The 16,002-nt window shown below is 46.4% G+C and carries 10 protein-coding genes; 2 read left to right on the plus strand and 8 right to left on the minus strand.

Annotated features, from left to right (window positions below; genetic code table 11):
- The 8 genes from BDI_RS05780 to BDI_RS05815 form a co-directional block, all read right to left on the minus strand.
- Window positions 1–1,257 (minus strand): Gfo/Idh/MocA family oxidoreductase, encoded by a 1,257-nt coding sequence (locus BDI_RS05780; RefSeq protein ID WP_005856828.1) that lies wholly within the window; start codon window positions 1,255–1,257, stop codon window positions 1–3.
- 145 nt (window positions 1,258–1,402) lie between these two features.
- Window positions 1,403–2,803 carry a Gfo/Idh/MocA family protein gene (locus tag BDI_RS05785; RefSeq protein WP_005856826.1) on the minus strand — a complete coding sequence of 467 codons (1,401 nt, stop codon included), beginning with the start codon at window positions 2,801–2,803 and terminating at the stop codon, window positions 1,403–1,405.
- Between the two features lie 100 nt (window positions 2,804–2,903).
- Window positions 2,904–4,430, minus strand: coding sequence for a sulfatase family protein (locus tag BDI_RS05790; RefSeq protein ID WP_011966327.1), 1,527 nt, complete (start codon window positions 4,428–4,430; stop codon window positions 2,904–2,906).
- 6 nt (window positions 4,431–4,436) lie between these two features.
- A complete protein-coding gene (locus BDI_RS05795) occupies window positions 4,437–6,128 on the minus strand; it encodes a RagB/SusD family nutrient uptake outer membrane protein (RefSeq protein WP_005856821.1) in 1,692 nt (563 codons plus the stop codon).
- 14 nt (window positions 6,129–6,142) lie between these two features.
- Window positions 6,143–9,445, minus strand: coding sequence for a SusC/RagA family TonB-linked outer membrane protein (locus BDI_RS05800; RefSeq protein ID WP_011966328.1), 3,303 nt, complete (start codon window positions 9,443–9,445; stop codon window positions 6,143–6,145).
- Between the two features lie 77 nt (window positions 9,446–9,522).
- Window positions 9,523–10,545, minus strand: coding sequence for a FecR family protein (locus tag BDI_RS05805; protein ID WP_011966329.1), 1,023 nt, complete (start codon window positions 10,543–10,545; stop codon window positions 9,523–9,525).
- Between the two features lie 81 nt (window positions 10,546–10,626).
- Window positions 10,627–11,229 carry an RNA polymerase sigma-70 factor gene (locus BDI_RS05810; protein WP_008772119.1) on the minus strand — a complete coding sequence of 201 codons (603 nt, stop codon included), beginning with the start codon at window positions 11,227–11,229 and terminating at the stop codon, window positions 10,627–10,629.
- 284 nt (window positions 11,230–11,513) lie between these two features.
- Window positions 11,514–12,779, minus strand: a complete 1,266-nt coding sequence (locus tag BDI_RS05815) for a DEAD/DEAH box helicase (RefSeq protein ID WP_005856813.1) — start codon at window positions 12,777–12,779, stop codon at window positions 11,514–11,516.
- Between the two features lie 108 nt (window positions 12,780–12,887).
- On the opposite strand from BDI_RS05815, the gene recQ reads away from it, so the two are divergent.
- Window positions 12,888–14,723 carry a DNA helicase RecQ gene (recQ, locus tag BDI_RS05820; protein ID WP_011966330.1) on the plus strand — a complete coding sequence of 612 codons (1,836 nt, stop codon included), beginning with the start codon at window positions 12,888–12,890 and terminating at the stop codon, window positions 14,721–14,723.
- Window positions 14,724–14,817: 94 nt separating this feature from the next.
- On the plus strand, window positions 14,818–15,996 hold the full coding sequence (locus BDI_RS05825; RefSeq protein ID WP_011966331.1) for a DUF4876 domain-containing protein: 1,179 nt from the start codon (window positions 14,818–14,820) through the stop codon (window positions 15,994–15,996).
- The last annotated feature ends 6 nt before the right edge of the window (window positions 15,997–16,002 follow it).

Consider the following 16,002-nt stretch of genomic DNA (forward strand, 5'->3'; position numbering starts at 1 on the left):
TTAAATGTTCCAAGGCGCTCTCATCGGCTGATCCAACAAACGATTAGCGGCCTCATCATTAATAAATTCCAGTTTTACGGGATCAAAGTGAAGCGTACGATTCAAACGAAGGGCTACGGCACCCATATTCACGATCGTAGCGGAACGGAAGCCATTACGCTCATTCAAGGCAAAAGGCTGACGAGTCTTTACGCACTCGATAAAGTCGGTAACCTGTGGCTCAGGTTCGGGATAATCGGATAACTTTTTCTCCCAATCCGGGATATCACATACGAAATTCTTATAAACATTCCCGTTCGGTCCGGAAATATAAGGTGTGTTCGGATCCCCGTAATCACCTCCCCAAAGTACGATCTGGCAACCATCCTCATAGGTATACGTAATCGAGCGCCAAGTACCCACGGCGTCCGGATGTTGTTGCGGAGCATCCACCTCTACCTTAACCGGGCTGGTATTATCTTTTCCTAGAAAATATTGTACAGGGTCAATATAATGCTGTCCCATATCCCCTAAACCACCGCCGTCATAATCCCAGTATCCACGGAATGTCTGATGCACACGATGCGGGTTATAAGGTTTGTAAGGAGCCGGACCCAACCAGAAATCATAATCCAGCTCACTAGGCACCGATTGTGGTTCCAGATATTCTTTACCAACCCAATAGAACTTCCAGTCGAAACCGGTATGCTTGCTGATCGTTACCTTTAGCGGCCAGCCCAACATACCACTTTGAACCAGTTTCTTCAAAGGTTTCACTGGAGTGCCCAGTCCATAGAACGGGTCAGCGAAACGGAACCAAGTGTTCAAGCGGAACATACGTCCGTATTGCTTCATCGCTTCCATTACCCGTTTACCCTCCCCGATCGTACGGGTCATAGGCTTCTCACACCAAATATCTTTTCCTGCTTTAGCGGCCTCGACAGACATGATACCATGCCAGTGAGGAGGCGTAGCTATATGAACGATATCTACATTGGGATCTAGAATCAAATCACGAAAATCATGGTATGCGGCAATCTTATCCTTTACCAACTGTTTACCTAGCTCCAGATGATTCTTATCGACGTCACACACAGCGACAAGACGAGTCCCGGCATAGTCCACATGTCCACGGCCCATACCACCTGTACCGATAATTCCTTTTGTTAATTGATCACTTGGAGCGATGAATCCATTACCCAACACGTGGCGCGGTACAATCGTAAATGCCGCGATTCCTCCAAGAGTCTTCAGGAAGTCTCTTCTGTTTGTCTTCATAGTACGAATTTAAAATTTAGATAGAATAGATTAACTTGAGTGACAAAAATAATCATAATACTCGAAGAGACAAGAAAAATGTATATAAAAAAGAAAAGGATGCCTTTAACAAAGACATCCTTCCCTAGTATTTTATGAAAATCTATTACAAAGCGAATTGCGGTTGACGGTGAATCCATTGCCCACGGGTGAAATCCGGGAAGTCTACCAAAGCACCGCCACGAGCGATTGACATCTCCGACAAGCCGGAGATAGCGCTCCAAGCGGCAGCGTCATAGCAGTCCATTGGAGCCGGTTTCTTATTACGGATAGCGTCGATCAAGTCGTACATCATGATATAGTCCATACCACCGTGTCCGGCCTCAGCAGCTTGAGACTCTAAGGAAGCCCACAATTTATGATCATATTTCTTGAACCATTCATCGGAATCATCCCAACGATGAGGCTTAGACTTTCCTTGTACATATACATGATCGCCATCATTCATCCATAAACCCTCAGTTCCCTGAACACGGAAACCTAATGAATAAGGGCGAGGAGAATTGGTATCATGGGTTACGATAATCGTTTGTCCATTAGAACACTTAATCATAGAAGTCACGATATCTCCCAAATTGAAGTTGACCTTCGCCAACGGATGATTCTCACCCCCATTATCCACGATAAACTTATGCAATCCACGAGATTGAGTAGCCATAGCGGATAAAGAAAGGAAACGGTTACCACGATTGATATCCATACAATGAGCTATCGGTCCGATACCGTGAGTCGGATAGATATCGCCATTACGATGTACGGAATGGTTCGTACGCCATTGAGCCTCGGCGAAAGCCGTCGGACCCATACGAAGATCACCACTACCCGGTACATAGTTGTAATGAGTTCCATCGTTGAATTTCACCTCACGCAAGTCATGCTCATAACCACAACCACCATGCAAGATCTCGCCGAACAAACCTTGGCGGACCATATTCAACGCAGCCATACAGTCACGACGATAACATACGTTCTCCATGATATTCAAATGGCTTCCGGTTGCTTCCGAAACATTTACCAAATCCCAGCACTCCTCTAACGTGTTAGCCGCAGAAACCTCCACGCCTACATAAGGAACACCAGCCTTCATAGCGGCGACAGACATCGGTACGTGCCATTCCCAAGGACTTGCGATGATCACGCAATCAAACTCCTCGTTGTTCAACATATTCTCAAATTCACGTTCACCCCCTTTGTAAACTTTCGGAGCAGGGACATTAAATTTAGCGATATGTTTCAAGGTACTATCGATCGGGCCCTGTTGGATATCGCAAATCGCTACGATCTTATTACCGGGGATCGCCAATACATTATTAATATGCTCATGGCATCTAGAACCCGTTCCGATGAAACCGAAACGTAATTTACCATCATCTTTACCGGCTGTTTTTTTCTTTTGGGGTTCAGCGGCAGTTGTTGTAGCTCCGGCGTTTCCAGCCATTGCCAAGCCTGCGGCACCAATACCAGCGGCAGATACTTTCTTAAGGAATGAACGACGAGTGTTTTCCATATATTTTATAAATTAGTTTGTGTTTTGAGGATACAAAATTAAAAAAATATTTTTTCAATCAAAACGTTATTGAGTATTTTGAAAAATAAAGAGTCCAAGACTAAAAGTTCGTTATCTTTCCGGTTTCCCTTTTTAGCCTCTCGAAGGTCATCATCATCTGTCGAAGTCTTTTAGGTTCTTTTTCCGCCAAATTAACTTGCTGACCGATGTCTTCCTTTACATTATATAATTGATAACAGTTACTATTTCCGGCAAAGGCAGCCTCCTCCGCGTCGCCATAGGTATCCGGATACGGCGGGATCATGACCCAATCACCATCACGTAGCGCATAATTGAAATAACCTTCCAAGACAAGTTCCTTTCGCCCATTACCACCTTTTCCTAGGAAGACAGGCAAGGTGTTTTGGCTATCTACCTTATCAGAATAGGTCTGTCCGATCAACGCCGACAGCGAGGCTAACAAATCCATCTGGCAAACCAAGGCATCCGACACAGCGCCCGGCTTAACTTCCGCAGGCCAACGAAGCATGAACGGGATACAGGTCCCACCATCATACAAGCTCGTCTTTCCTCCACGAAGCGGTCCGGCCATCTTATGATCCCCTACCAATTCCACGGCTTGATCTTGATAACCGTCATCCAGAACCGGTCCGTTATCGCTAGTGAAAACAACTAACGTATTTTCCGTTAGCCCCAACTTATCCATTTCCTTCAAGAATTCGGTCACGCACCAATCCGCTTCCAAGATAACATCTCCACGAGGTCCCATCCCCGACTTACCCGCGAATCTCTCGTTCGGAACACGAGGTACATGCGGTTGATGCAAGCCATAGTACAGGAAGAAAGGTTTATCCTTATTCTCTTTCATAAAACCTTTCGCCTTCTCAAGGAACAACTCTGCCATATCCTCATCTTTCCATTGGGCGGTCTTGCCTCCTTTCTGGAAACCAATTCGAGGTACACCGTTTACGATAGCGCCGGCATGCCCGACACTCGGGAGCATTCTCAGTAATTCAGGATTATCCTTCCCAGTCGGTTCCCCGGGGAAATTCTCCTTATAACTGACATAGAGAGGATCGTTCGGATCGAGGTTTACACCTCTCCCATTCTCGATAAAGATACAGGGAACCCGGTCATTAGTAGCAGCTTGGATAAAAGAATAGTCGTAACCGATCTCTTTCGCTCCGGGATAAACCAGCTTGTTCCAGTCTACCACCCCGTCACCTAATCCTAGATGCCATTTGCCGACCGAGCCGGTGACATAGCCCGCTTGCTTCATCACCTTCGGCAAGGTAACCTGTTGAGTATTGATAATCAGAGCCGCATTGCCGGGAAGTATTTTGGCATCCCTATTTGTCCAAGGATATAATCCGGTAAGCAAGGAATACCGGCTGGGGGTAGAAGTAGCCGCCGTACAATAACCTTGCGTAAAGCGTATGCCTTCATTTGCGATACGATCCATTCCCGGAGTCTGTATGCGATGAGCCCCGTAACAGCTTAGATCACCATACCCGAGATCATCGGCCACGATGATCACCACGTTAGGTTGCCGGGGAGCTGATTGAACTATTAAAGTTGTTGGCAAGGAAAACCCTGCCAACACACTCATTATACAATACTTATTCATCGCTTATTACGGATTCTGAGTTAATGTACCCGGATAAGCGTTAATCTCAGACTGCGGAATATACTGGATAGCCAACGGGCTGGTAGCAGGATATTCAGGCACGCCGTCATGGAATCCCGGGTAATGACGTTTCATCGTATCGCCTACACGATATACATCAAAACCACGGTCAGCCTCATAAGCTAATTCCAACTGACGTTCTTTCATGATAAGCTCATGAGCGTTTGTCGCATCCAAAGATTTATATCCGGCGTTAGGTAAGGAACGGGTACGAACGGTATTCAAATCGGCTAATGCTTTTGTATAGTTTCCTAATTTAGCGCTAGCCTCGGCGCGAATCAGGTATAACTCACCTAAGCGAGAGATAACCGGTGAATAAAGGTGGGGATAACCTTCTTGCTTAGAGCATTTATAACTATAGAATTTCGGATTACCTTGGCTTTCTAACATCAGGTAATCATAATCACCGACATAAGTTTTTCCCTTATAACTAATAGAATAACGTTTATTATCCACATCTACGGGAGTTAATGTGTACTCTTCATCATCCACGGTAGCGATTAACTTACCACCTACTTCCTTTGTCTCACCCTGACGATATACATAACCGGAAATCTTTCCGTCCGTATACAAGTTAGCGACGAAACGGAAAGCCGGAATTTGATCTCCCGCATCATTCTTCTTATATTGTGGATGGATAAAAGCCTCGCGGGCATCCGTATTTTTACCTGTCTCATGCAGCAAATCCATGTATTTAGCGCTAGCGTATACCTCACCCCAGCCTTGACCATCAATCTCCGCATACATACTACCTAACGGGCTACCCCAATCATCCCAATCCGAAGCAATGAATTTCACGGCAAAAATAGTCTCCGTTTGAGAAGCCGCATCCGGAGCAAGCTCATTATATGTCATAAACGTCGAACGACTCAATAAGGAGAATTGATTACTCTCGATTACCTCATTCGCATAATTATAAGATAATTGAGCGTATTCCTTATTCGGATTCTCAAAAGTACCACTCATATACATATAAACCTTGGCCAACAAGGCTTGAGCCGCATACTTTGAGGCATAGGCGGGCGACTTAAAATCAGACATCAACTCTTCTGCCTTTTTCAAGTCAGACAGAACTTGCTCATACGTATCTTTCACGGAAGAACGATCCGGAAGATCCAGGTTATCCATATCCTCAGGCATACCATTCACAATAGGTACACCCAGATTCTTCTCCGGTTCTTGATAATAAGGACGGCCAAACACACGACACAGATAAAAATACATCATGCCACGCATATAATAGGCCTCACCCAACTTTTGGTTCAACTCTGGAGATTCATTCTCATTGATCATCTTCATTAAAGAACTTGTCTGCGAGATGATATTATAAGCACTGTTCCAAACCGTAGAAAGCCCACCATTATTAACGGTATGCTGATAAGTAAAGTAAGTACCGAATGGATTTGTGGTCGGCTTATCCTTGCAAACGTTATCCCCGGGGAACTCTCCACAATAGTGTAAATGCTCAGATGCAGTTTTCAATTTAGCGTAGCAACCGTTTAATAAGACATCAACCGCAGCATCCTTATCTTCCATGATCTTGTCCTCCGTATACTTATCATAAGGCATACGTTCGATATCACAGCTTGTTATAAATGTGGCCGCTGCCGCAAGAGCCACTATAGCTATTTTTTTCATTCTTATTCCTTTAATTAAAATGTAACATTTAAACCAAACATAAATTTACGGGCTTGTGGGTACGGAGAAATGGCCACACCAACCGAACCAGCCTTGTATTGGCTTCCTACCTCAGCGGGAAGTTCCGGATCCACTCCAGAGAACCCCGAAAGAACAAACAAGTTCTCACCCGAGAAAGAAAGACGGACATTGTCTACATATTGGATCTTCCAAGGTAACGTATAGCCTAATGTCAAGCTACGCAAACGTAAATAGCTCGCATCCTCCAAGTAACGGGAAGATCCCTTGCTGGATTGGCTCTTATTACCATATTCAGCTTTTGGATGGGTAGCGATATCGCCCGGTTTTTCCCAGCGATTCCAATCATCCCTTAAATTCATTTGATTATAGTTTACATAAGCACCATCACTATCATACATAGAACGGTCATAATTGTAAATCTCACCTCCTACCGAATAACCGAAGACTGCGGATAAATCGATATTCTTCCAAGATAGATTTGTAGAGAAACCACCGTAGAAGTCAGGGCTTAATTTTCCTAATATAGTCTGGTGCTTGGAAGCCTCGCTATAATCAGAAGTTGTTATGCGTTCTCCTTTCTCATTTGTTGTATACCACAACGGAGCTCCTGTTTGCGGATCTACGCCAGCCCATTCAGTTCCATACCAAGTATCCACATCCTGACCCGGAGTCAAGATCTTATCCATATAGATGTAATAGCTTGTTCCTGCGTTGGCAGTAATAATCTCGCTCTTACCACCATACAATTCTGTGATCTTATTACGGTTCAAGCCCAAGTTAGCGGCAACGCTCCAATTCCAATCACCACCTTTCAAGATGTCCACACCTAATGAAACCTCGAAACCATTATTCTTAACAGAACCAACGTTACGATAGATACCCGTGATACCTGTCACACCGGGCAGAGGCACTTTATAAAGCAAATCGGTTGTTTTCTTATTGTAATAATCCAAATTAATAGTCAGACGATCGAACAAGATAGCGTCGATACCTACACCCGCCGTATAGGTTTTCTCCCATGTCAAGTTCTTATTTTCTTTTTGAGCAATTACCGCACCCGGATCACCGTTGTATCCCGTAGACATAGCATACAAAGTATACTGCGAATACAGCTCAGTAGGACGATTACCTACAGAACCATAGCTAGCGCGCAACTTCAATTGCTGTACCCAATCCTTTGCCTTGAAAAATTCCTCCTGATGGATATTCCAACCACCACTAACAGAGAAGAAATTACCATATTTAGCATCCTCACCAAAGTTTGAGGCACCATCTCGGCGGAAAGAGAAAGACAATAAATAACGATTGTCATACGCATAATTGGCATTGAACAAATAGGATTGTACAGCCCATTCCTCTTGCGATCCTTTTATTGTCTTAGGAGTTGTCGCTACATCTGCCACGGAGAAACCCGGAGCGAAACTAGCCGCTGTCTGATCCTTGATTTCCCGGGTATAAGAGTTCCACTCATAAGCCAATATCGCATTGATGGAATGTTTATCGAACACCTTATTAAAACGAAGCAATTGGTTGCTATATACCCGATAAGAAGTTGTGGTCTTATCTTGCAACAATCCATTGTCGGCCTCTCCTGCCTTAGAGCGAGGATCGTTATAGCCTTTGAAAAGAATGTTATTATATTTATAGCTATTCACGGACGCAAAAGTCAACCAATCGGTAAACTTGATATCGAAGTCAAAGTTTCCCATAAACTCATAGGAAGTTTTCTTCTCATAATTCCATTGCAGGTCATACAAGTAATTTGTAGCATCGCTATTCACCCAATCGGTCGGCCTGTATTGCTGGATCAAGTCGCCATTCTCGTCATACGGGGAGTCCCAAGGGAAATTAACGTACATGATAGCGCCTAGATCTTGCTGCTGGTCCATCACGTCGCTACGGGTAGCCCATACTTTAGGTTTGATAGTCAACCAATCCGTCGCTTGGTAATCCACATTGAAACGCAAGTTATAACGCTTGTAGTCATATCCTTTCACGGCACCATCCTCATTATAGTAACCAACGGATGTATACGTCTTGATCTTCTCTGAGCCACCGGAAACAGATACGTTATAGTCTTGAGCGAAGCCCAGATGCGTACCCTCTTTCCACCAGTCGAAGTTACGGTTGCGCAAATCCTCCGTAAAATAACTCGGAAGGGCGTCTTGATTAGCGAAAGATTTATAATAATCATATAATTCCTCGCCGTTCATCATATTCATGTTTCCACGGTGCAACTGGTTCACACCCATCTTTACGGAAGCGTTGATCGTAGCTTTTCCGATCTTACCTTTCTTCGTAGTCACCACGATAACACCGTTCGCTCCTTGAGAACCATAGATAGCGGTTGAAGCGGCATCCTTCAAGATAGACATGGATTCGATATCAGCCGGGTTCAAGCTACCCGCATCCGTACCGACGATTACGCCATCCACGATCCAAAGAGGGTCCGTGCTACCGTTTACCGTAGACTTACCACGGATCACCACCTTACCGGCAGCGCCCGGCTGACCACCACCCGAAGTAACCTGCACGCCCGGAGCCTTACCAGACAATAAGTTCTCGACCGTAGGGCTAGTGGCATCCAACAATTTCTCGTTGCTCACCACCTGCATGGCACCCGTCAAGCTTTCCTTTTTTTGCACGCCGTAACCAACAACAACCACCTCCTCAAGGTTCTGAGTGTCTTCCTTGATACGGATAGTCATCGGAGCACTAGTCGCTTTAACCTCATGGTTCACATAACCGATGTAAGAAACGACCAAAGTAGCTCCGGCCGGAGCTTCCAAACTAAACTTTCCATCGAAATCGGTACTGGTACCGTTCGTAGTGCCTTTCACGAGCACATTCGCACCGATTACCGGCTCACCCGTCACCGCGTCAACAATGGTACCTGAAATCGTAATCGTCTGCTGCGCCACCATTCTCTCCGCGTTTCTCAATTCATTTGGATTAGAAGATGACTTGTAAACAACAATCCTATTGTTGTTTACAACAAAATCAGCATGCTGATTTTTCAGCGCCGTCGTCAAAATCTCCTCGACCGAGCGGTTCGACATGTCGATTGAGATACGCTCATTCAGATTGATGTCATTGTTACGGATAAGGAACGTGTAATTGAATTTTTCCTCGATCAAATCGAAAAGTTCTTTTAATGTCGTACTTTCCATTTGAACAGACATCATTTGTGTCTGAAGTTCGGACGCTGAAACCGTACCGGGAATAAACGGCAGTCCCGCAAGCATACATGCGGCTACCATCATCTTACCGGTCTTCTTGAAATAGTTCATTTCCATTAAAGTTAGATTTAATAAATAATTTTCTCGTTTATACTATTTTCCACACTTACACCTTAGGATTAAGGTTTGTATTTTTATTTATCTTTTATAATAATCTCATCTCCCGAACGAGTCCACACATATTTGTGATCCACGTCCACCTCACGAAGGATTTTATCCAACGAATAATCTTTCGTAAAGCTACCGGAGAAGATTTCCTTTCTCAAAGGATCGCTCTCAACGCGGATACGCACGTTGAACTTACGTTCCAAATCCTTGGCGATACTCATGAAAGGTTGTTCGGAGAATTTCAGGCTACCGTCCATCCAAGAGAGAGCATCCTTGGCATCCACCTCACTGACTCTTACCTTATTGGTCTGCTTATTAAAGCTTAGTTTCCGGTTTGGAGTCAAGGTCACATCGCCCGCATGGGCAACCTCATCCCGCAAGCTCACGTTTACTTTTCCCGACACCAGAGTGACATCGGTCGTTTCATCCATTCCGTAAGCCTTTACGTTAAAGCTAGTTCCTAGAACCTTGATATCCAATCTCTTTGATTTTACGATAAAAGGCTTAAGGGAATCCCGGGTAATCTCGAAGTAAGCCTCACCATCCAATTGTACGCTACGTCCGTTCGTATTGAAATCACTGCCATATCTCAACGTGGAACCTGCGTTGACCCAAACCACGGATTGATCCGGCAAAACGACTTTCGTTTGGGCTCCCATAGGAGTTGTCGTCTCAAAATAAGCCAAGGCGGCAGATTTCGGCTGATTATGTCTCGTACCTATATAATAAGAGGCAGTCCCCACCGATACCACGATCAAGACCGAGGCGGCAACTTTTCCTAAAAACCGAAAATTTAGCCAATGATTCTTTTCAGAAGGAATAGCGGGATCGATAAGTGTCCCGAAATGTTTTTGGAAATCGGCTTTCATATCAGAGGCAAACAAAGGTACATGCGCCGTCGCCCAACAATCTGCCATCTCGGAAAGGCACTGTTTATGAGCGTCATCCGTTTCCAACCATTGTAGTAATTCATTTCGCCCCTCCTCGGATATATCTCCCATGAGGTAGCTATAAATTAAATCTTCTATGTGTTTATTCTCTATTTCCATGATATTAACAAAGGAGCCGGTTTTCAACCCGGTTTCTATTATATACACCTGTTTTAGAGATTCCGTTTAAGGAGATTCCAATTATTTTTCGAAAAAATTAAATATAAGTAAGAAAAGAGGGTAAAGATCGCCTAAAAGTTCACGCAACTTCGCCAAACCGATCTTGATCTGTACTCGTACCGTACTGGAACTGATATGATTTGTTATCGCTATTTCCTCATAGGTCTTGTTATGGTAAAGATATTGCACGAAGATATCCCGGCATTTAGCGGGCAAGGAATCCACGGCACGATAGATTTTCTCCTCGAATTCCTTATTCTCCAGATAAGCCAACGGATGGGGATCGGCGTCTATCTGCAACTCTTGTATCGACAATAAGTTTTCTTGTACATCTGATAAAGGGACTTCTTGCTGACGTTTATCTCTTAAATAATTCAGGCAATAATTACGTACCGAGCGAATTAAATAAGCGTTTACCGGATGTATTAACGCCGAATGGTGATTCCATACATTCATAAAAACATCATTAACGATCTCACGTGCCGCCTCCGAATTATAGACATATTTAGTCGCTACGGCGCACAAGTACACGTAGAAGGTCGTATATAATTGTTCAAATGCTTTGGCATCGCCATTATTGATCCGAGATATTATGTCCTCCTTTACAATCAGCACAAACGTCAACCCTTAAGTTTCACTCACAATTGAATCACAAAAATAATGAAATATTCCAGAGATTACCTCATTTTAAAAGAAAGTATAGGGTAATAGCGCCAAACAGCTCGCTAAAGCGGACTGTTTGGATACTTAGGTGACGAACCGGGTGGCATATGGGTGGCATAGCTGTGCCATCCTTATGGCACGCCCTTGCCATCGTTGTGGCACGGCTATGCCACCAGCATGGCACGACTGTGCCAATGCTATGGAAATGACTGGCACTATACGTCGTTACAATACAACAACTTAGATTACTTAGAAGAATTGGCGGCACGCTTCTTGTTACGCCAGTAACTACCGTCACGTTTGCTTCCGAACATATTACGGCGTTTCGACTCTTGCTTGATCGCTTCTTTCTTCTCGGCTACGGCGGCTTTCACCTCCTTGGTCTCATACATATGGCCACCGGCTATGGGGACTTCCTTGCCGATCAGTTTCTGGATATCTTTCAACAAAGGTACCTCCTCGGCGTCGCAGAAAGAGAACGCCACACCTTCACGGCCCGCACGACCCGTACGCCCGATCCGATGTACATAAGTCTCGGGTACGTTAGGAAGCTCATAGTTAATGACGTGTGTCAGATGATCCACGTCGATTCCACGGGCGGCGATATCCGTAGCGATCAGCACACGGGTCGTATGATCCTTGAAATTCGTCAAGGCACGCTGGCGGGCAGTCTGGCTCTTGTTGCCATGGATCGCCTCCGCCCCTATCTCCGCTTTCGACAAGACACGGGCCACCTTGTCCGCCCCGTGTTTCGTACGGGTAAAGATCAATACGGATTCCAGTTCCGGGTTCTCCAACAAGCTTTTCAGCAAGTTGATCTTCTCGGCCTTCTCGACGAAATAAACGGATTGGTCGATCGCGTCCACGGTCGATGAGGCCGGGGTTACTTCCACCTTTTGCGGCTCGCTCAAGATCGTACCTGCCAAGCGCTCGATCTCAGGGGGCATGGTAGCGGAGAAGAACAAGGACTGGCGTTTCTTGGGCAATAGCGGTAAAATACGCTTGATGTCATGGATAAAGCCCATGTCCAACATACGGTCCGCCTCGTCTAAGACGAAATACTCCAAGGTATCCAAGTGGATGAATCCTTGTCCGATCAAGTCCAGCAGACGTCCCGGCGTAGCGATTAATATATCGATGCCTCTTTCCAAGGCTTCCGTCTGGGGCTTCTGCCCTACTCCCCCGAATATCACCGTATGGCGTAATCCAGCGAAACGGCCGTAAGCGGCAAAGCTCTCTCCGATCTGGATGGCAAGCTCACGGGTAGGCGTAAGGATCAATGCCTTGATACCCCGTTTGTAACCTTTCTTCTTCTGGAGATATAACCGCTGGATAATCGGGATGGAGAAGGCCGCCGTCTTACCGGTTCCTGTCTGGGCGCAACCCAATAAATCATAACCTTGCGAAACGATGGGAATCGCTTCTGATTGTATAGGTGTTGGAGTCGTATAACCTTCTTGCACAAGAGCCTTACGTATCGGTTCTATCAAATCTAAATCTTCAAATGTCATTCTAAAATAGGGTGAGCCATCACGGCTCGTTATGTAAATAATGTGGGCAAAGGTAGTAAAACTTTATGATATAAACTATCTTTGCGCTTTTTATGCCCGTAAAGCGATATGAAAGAATTATTACTACTACTGAAAAAGTTCTTCGGATATACCTCCTTCCGTCCCTTGCAGGCGGACATCATACAGCGTATCTTACAGAAAGAGGACTCGTTGGTGCTGATGCCCACGGGTGGAGGCAAGTCGATCTGTTTTCAGCTACCGGCTATCTATCTGCCGGGTACGGCTTTGGTGGTGTCCCCCTTGATCGCCTTGATGAAGGATCAAGTAGAGGGGTTGATCGCCAACGGCATCCCTGCGGCGGCGTTGAACAGTATGATGCCGGAAGAGGAGCAACAACAGGTGAAGCAACTTTGCGTGCAGGGCAAGATCAAATTATTGTATATCTCCCCGGAACGGATCAAGATGGAAGCGGACTGGTTCCTGCCCCGGCTGGACATCTCGCTCATCGCTATCGACGAGGCGCATTGCGTATCGCATTGGGGACATGACTTCCGTCCGGAATACACGCAACTGGCGATCTTGAAGGAGCGTTTCCCGAAAGTCCCGGTCGTGGCCCTGACCGCTACCGCCGATAAAATCACCCGGAAGGATATCCTAGAGCAGTTACGACTTCGCACGCCCCAAACGTTCATATCGTCATTCGACCGCCCGAACATCTCCCTCACGGTACGCCGGGGGCTTAACAAGAAAGAGAAGATCGCCGCCATCGTCCATTTCATCCGGGGGCACCGGGAGCAGAGCGGTATCATCTATTGCATGCGCCGCAACGATACGACCGAGCTGGCTGATGAGTTGGCGATGTATAATATCAAGGCGATCGCCTACCACGCCGGCCTCCTGCCCGCCCAACGGGAACAGGCCCAGAACGACTTCATCAACGACCGGGTGGACGTGGTGTGCGCCACGGTAGCTTTCGGGATGGGTATCGACAAGAGCAATGTCCGCTGGGTCGTGCATTACAGCATGCCGGGGAGTATCGAGAATTACTACCAAGAGATCGGCCGTGCCGGAAGGGACGGGATGAAAAGCGATACCCTCCTGTTCTATTCCTTGAGCGACTTGATCGTACTTCGTCGTTTCGCCGAGGAGAGTGGCCAAAGCGAGGTGAACTTGGAGAAGCTAAACCGGATGAGACGGTATTGCGAGTCCGATATGTGCCGCCGCCGTGTCCTGCTCAGTTACTTCGGCGAGGAGGCGGACCATGATTGCGGCAACTGCGACGTGTGCAAGAACCCTCCGCAACGTTTCGACGGCAGTGTCTTGATACAAAAGGCGCTGAGCGCCGTTATCCGGACCGGCGAGCACGTGGGCATGCAGATGCTGATCGACATACTCCGTGCCTCCGCCCGCACGGAGCTGCTGGAGAGAGGATACGATAAGCTAAAGACGTACGGAGCCGGACGGGATCTCTCTTATAAAGAATGGAAGGAGTACATTTACCAGATGATCCAACTCGGGTACATGGAGATCGACTACGCCGCCGAGCGTGTCTTGCGGATGACCCCGCTAGGCAGGCGTGTCCTGTACGGGGAGCAAAAGGCCCAGCTCGTCATCTATCGGGAACCGGATGAGCTGACACGCCCCGTCCGGAGAGGCGAGCGGAAATCCTCCTTCAAGGCCCAGCCGATCCGGCCGATCCGGTCCGCCTCTACGGACGAGACCTTGCTGGACTCCCTCCGCCAACTTCGCAAGCAAATCGCCGAGCGAGAGCATACGCCGGCTTATATCATCTTCTCCGACGATTCTTTGGAAGACATGGTGGAGAAGAAACCGGTCACCTTGGACCAGTTCAGCGACATCCGGGGCGTGGGGCAAATCAAGCTGGACCGGTATGGGAAGGTGTTCGTGGCCTTGATCCGGTTCGTGCTGAAGCTACCGAAATAAGAAGAACACATGTTAATGTTTTTAGCTCCTAAATGGAAATATAAAAAAATCACATATATTTGTCTACAATTATTAAGCACAATGCCTCATATTCATGATAGACAAACATTTTTCTCTCCTCACCCACCTGCTCTGTCTGTGTTTTCTGGCAGGATGCGAGAATGAGTATTTCAAAACGGGGAGTATCCATATCCAATTGAAGAAACCTTCCGGATACGTAGATATCTCCTTGGCGAATATCCCGGTCACACTAATCAATCAAAGTATAGGCTGTGTCTACACCACGACCACCGACACAAATGGACTAGCTCTATTTGAACTAACCGCTGGCATATGCGCAATCTCCGCAAATCAGGAAACCACGACTGGCAACAGGGATTATATATTGAGTGGTAGCCTCTCCAATATCCAGTTCGAGGCCAATGGAGAAGAACGATCCGTGGAAATACCTTTGGAAGTGTCCGAACGAGGCCGTCTACTGATTAGCGAGATTTATTTCAGCGGTTGTCTCTGGCCTGACGGGAAAAATGTCTATAACAAAGATCAATACCTCACGTTGGTCAATAACTCCGATGACTTGATTTTCCTAGATGGCCTATGTATCGCACAAGCAGGACCCGTAAGCGTGACAAAGCCTTCCGGATGGATGCTCCATACCGATATGAAAGAAATACCTTTATTCATGATGTGCTGGGAGTTTCCGGGAACGGGAACCGAATATCCCATTCAACCGGGGGAGCGACAAACAATAACGATTAACGCCATAAACCATACCAATAGCGAAGTGGGAGTTCCGGCCTCGCTCGATTTATCCAGCGTGGAATGGGCTTTTTGGGATCCTATCTTGACCGGAAGCCAAATCTCCGCCGGTGTAAAACCTCTAAACTTGGTATGGCGTGGCACTGGTTTCTCCTATCTGTTTTCCATGAACGGCCCGACGATCCTCTTGTTCCGTCCCAAAACGGACTTAAGAGAATGGATCGCCAATCCGGATCACATCCAAAAAGAACCAGAGAGTTTCAATACGCTAAAATACCTCCATATACCCGCTGATTGGGTGCTGGATATCGCGAATTTCGTCTCTTCAACCTCTACGGTAGCTTACACACGTATCCCATCTTCTATGGATGTGAGTCCGGGTATAGCCACGTCCGGCGGTTCCGGCCTGGCAATGCGTCGGAAATATGAGCAAGAGGGGAAACGCTTCCGCTGGAAAGATTCCAATAACACCGCCGAGGATTTCGAGAAAACTCCACCTTCCTTAAAACGGTAAGCCTCT

The organism is Parabacteroides distasonis ATCC 8503 (genome assembly GCF_000012845.1).
Classification (GTDB): Bacteria; Bacteroidota; Bacteroidia; order Bacteroidales; family Tannerellaceae; genus Parabacteroides; species Parabacteroides distasonis.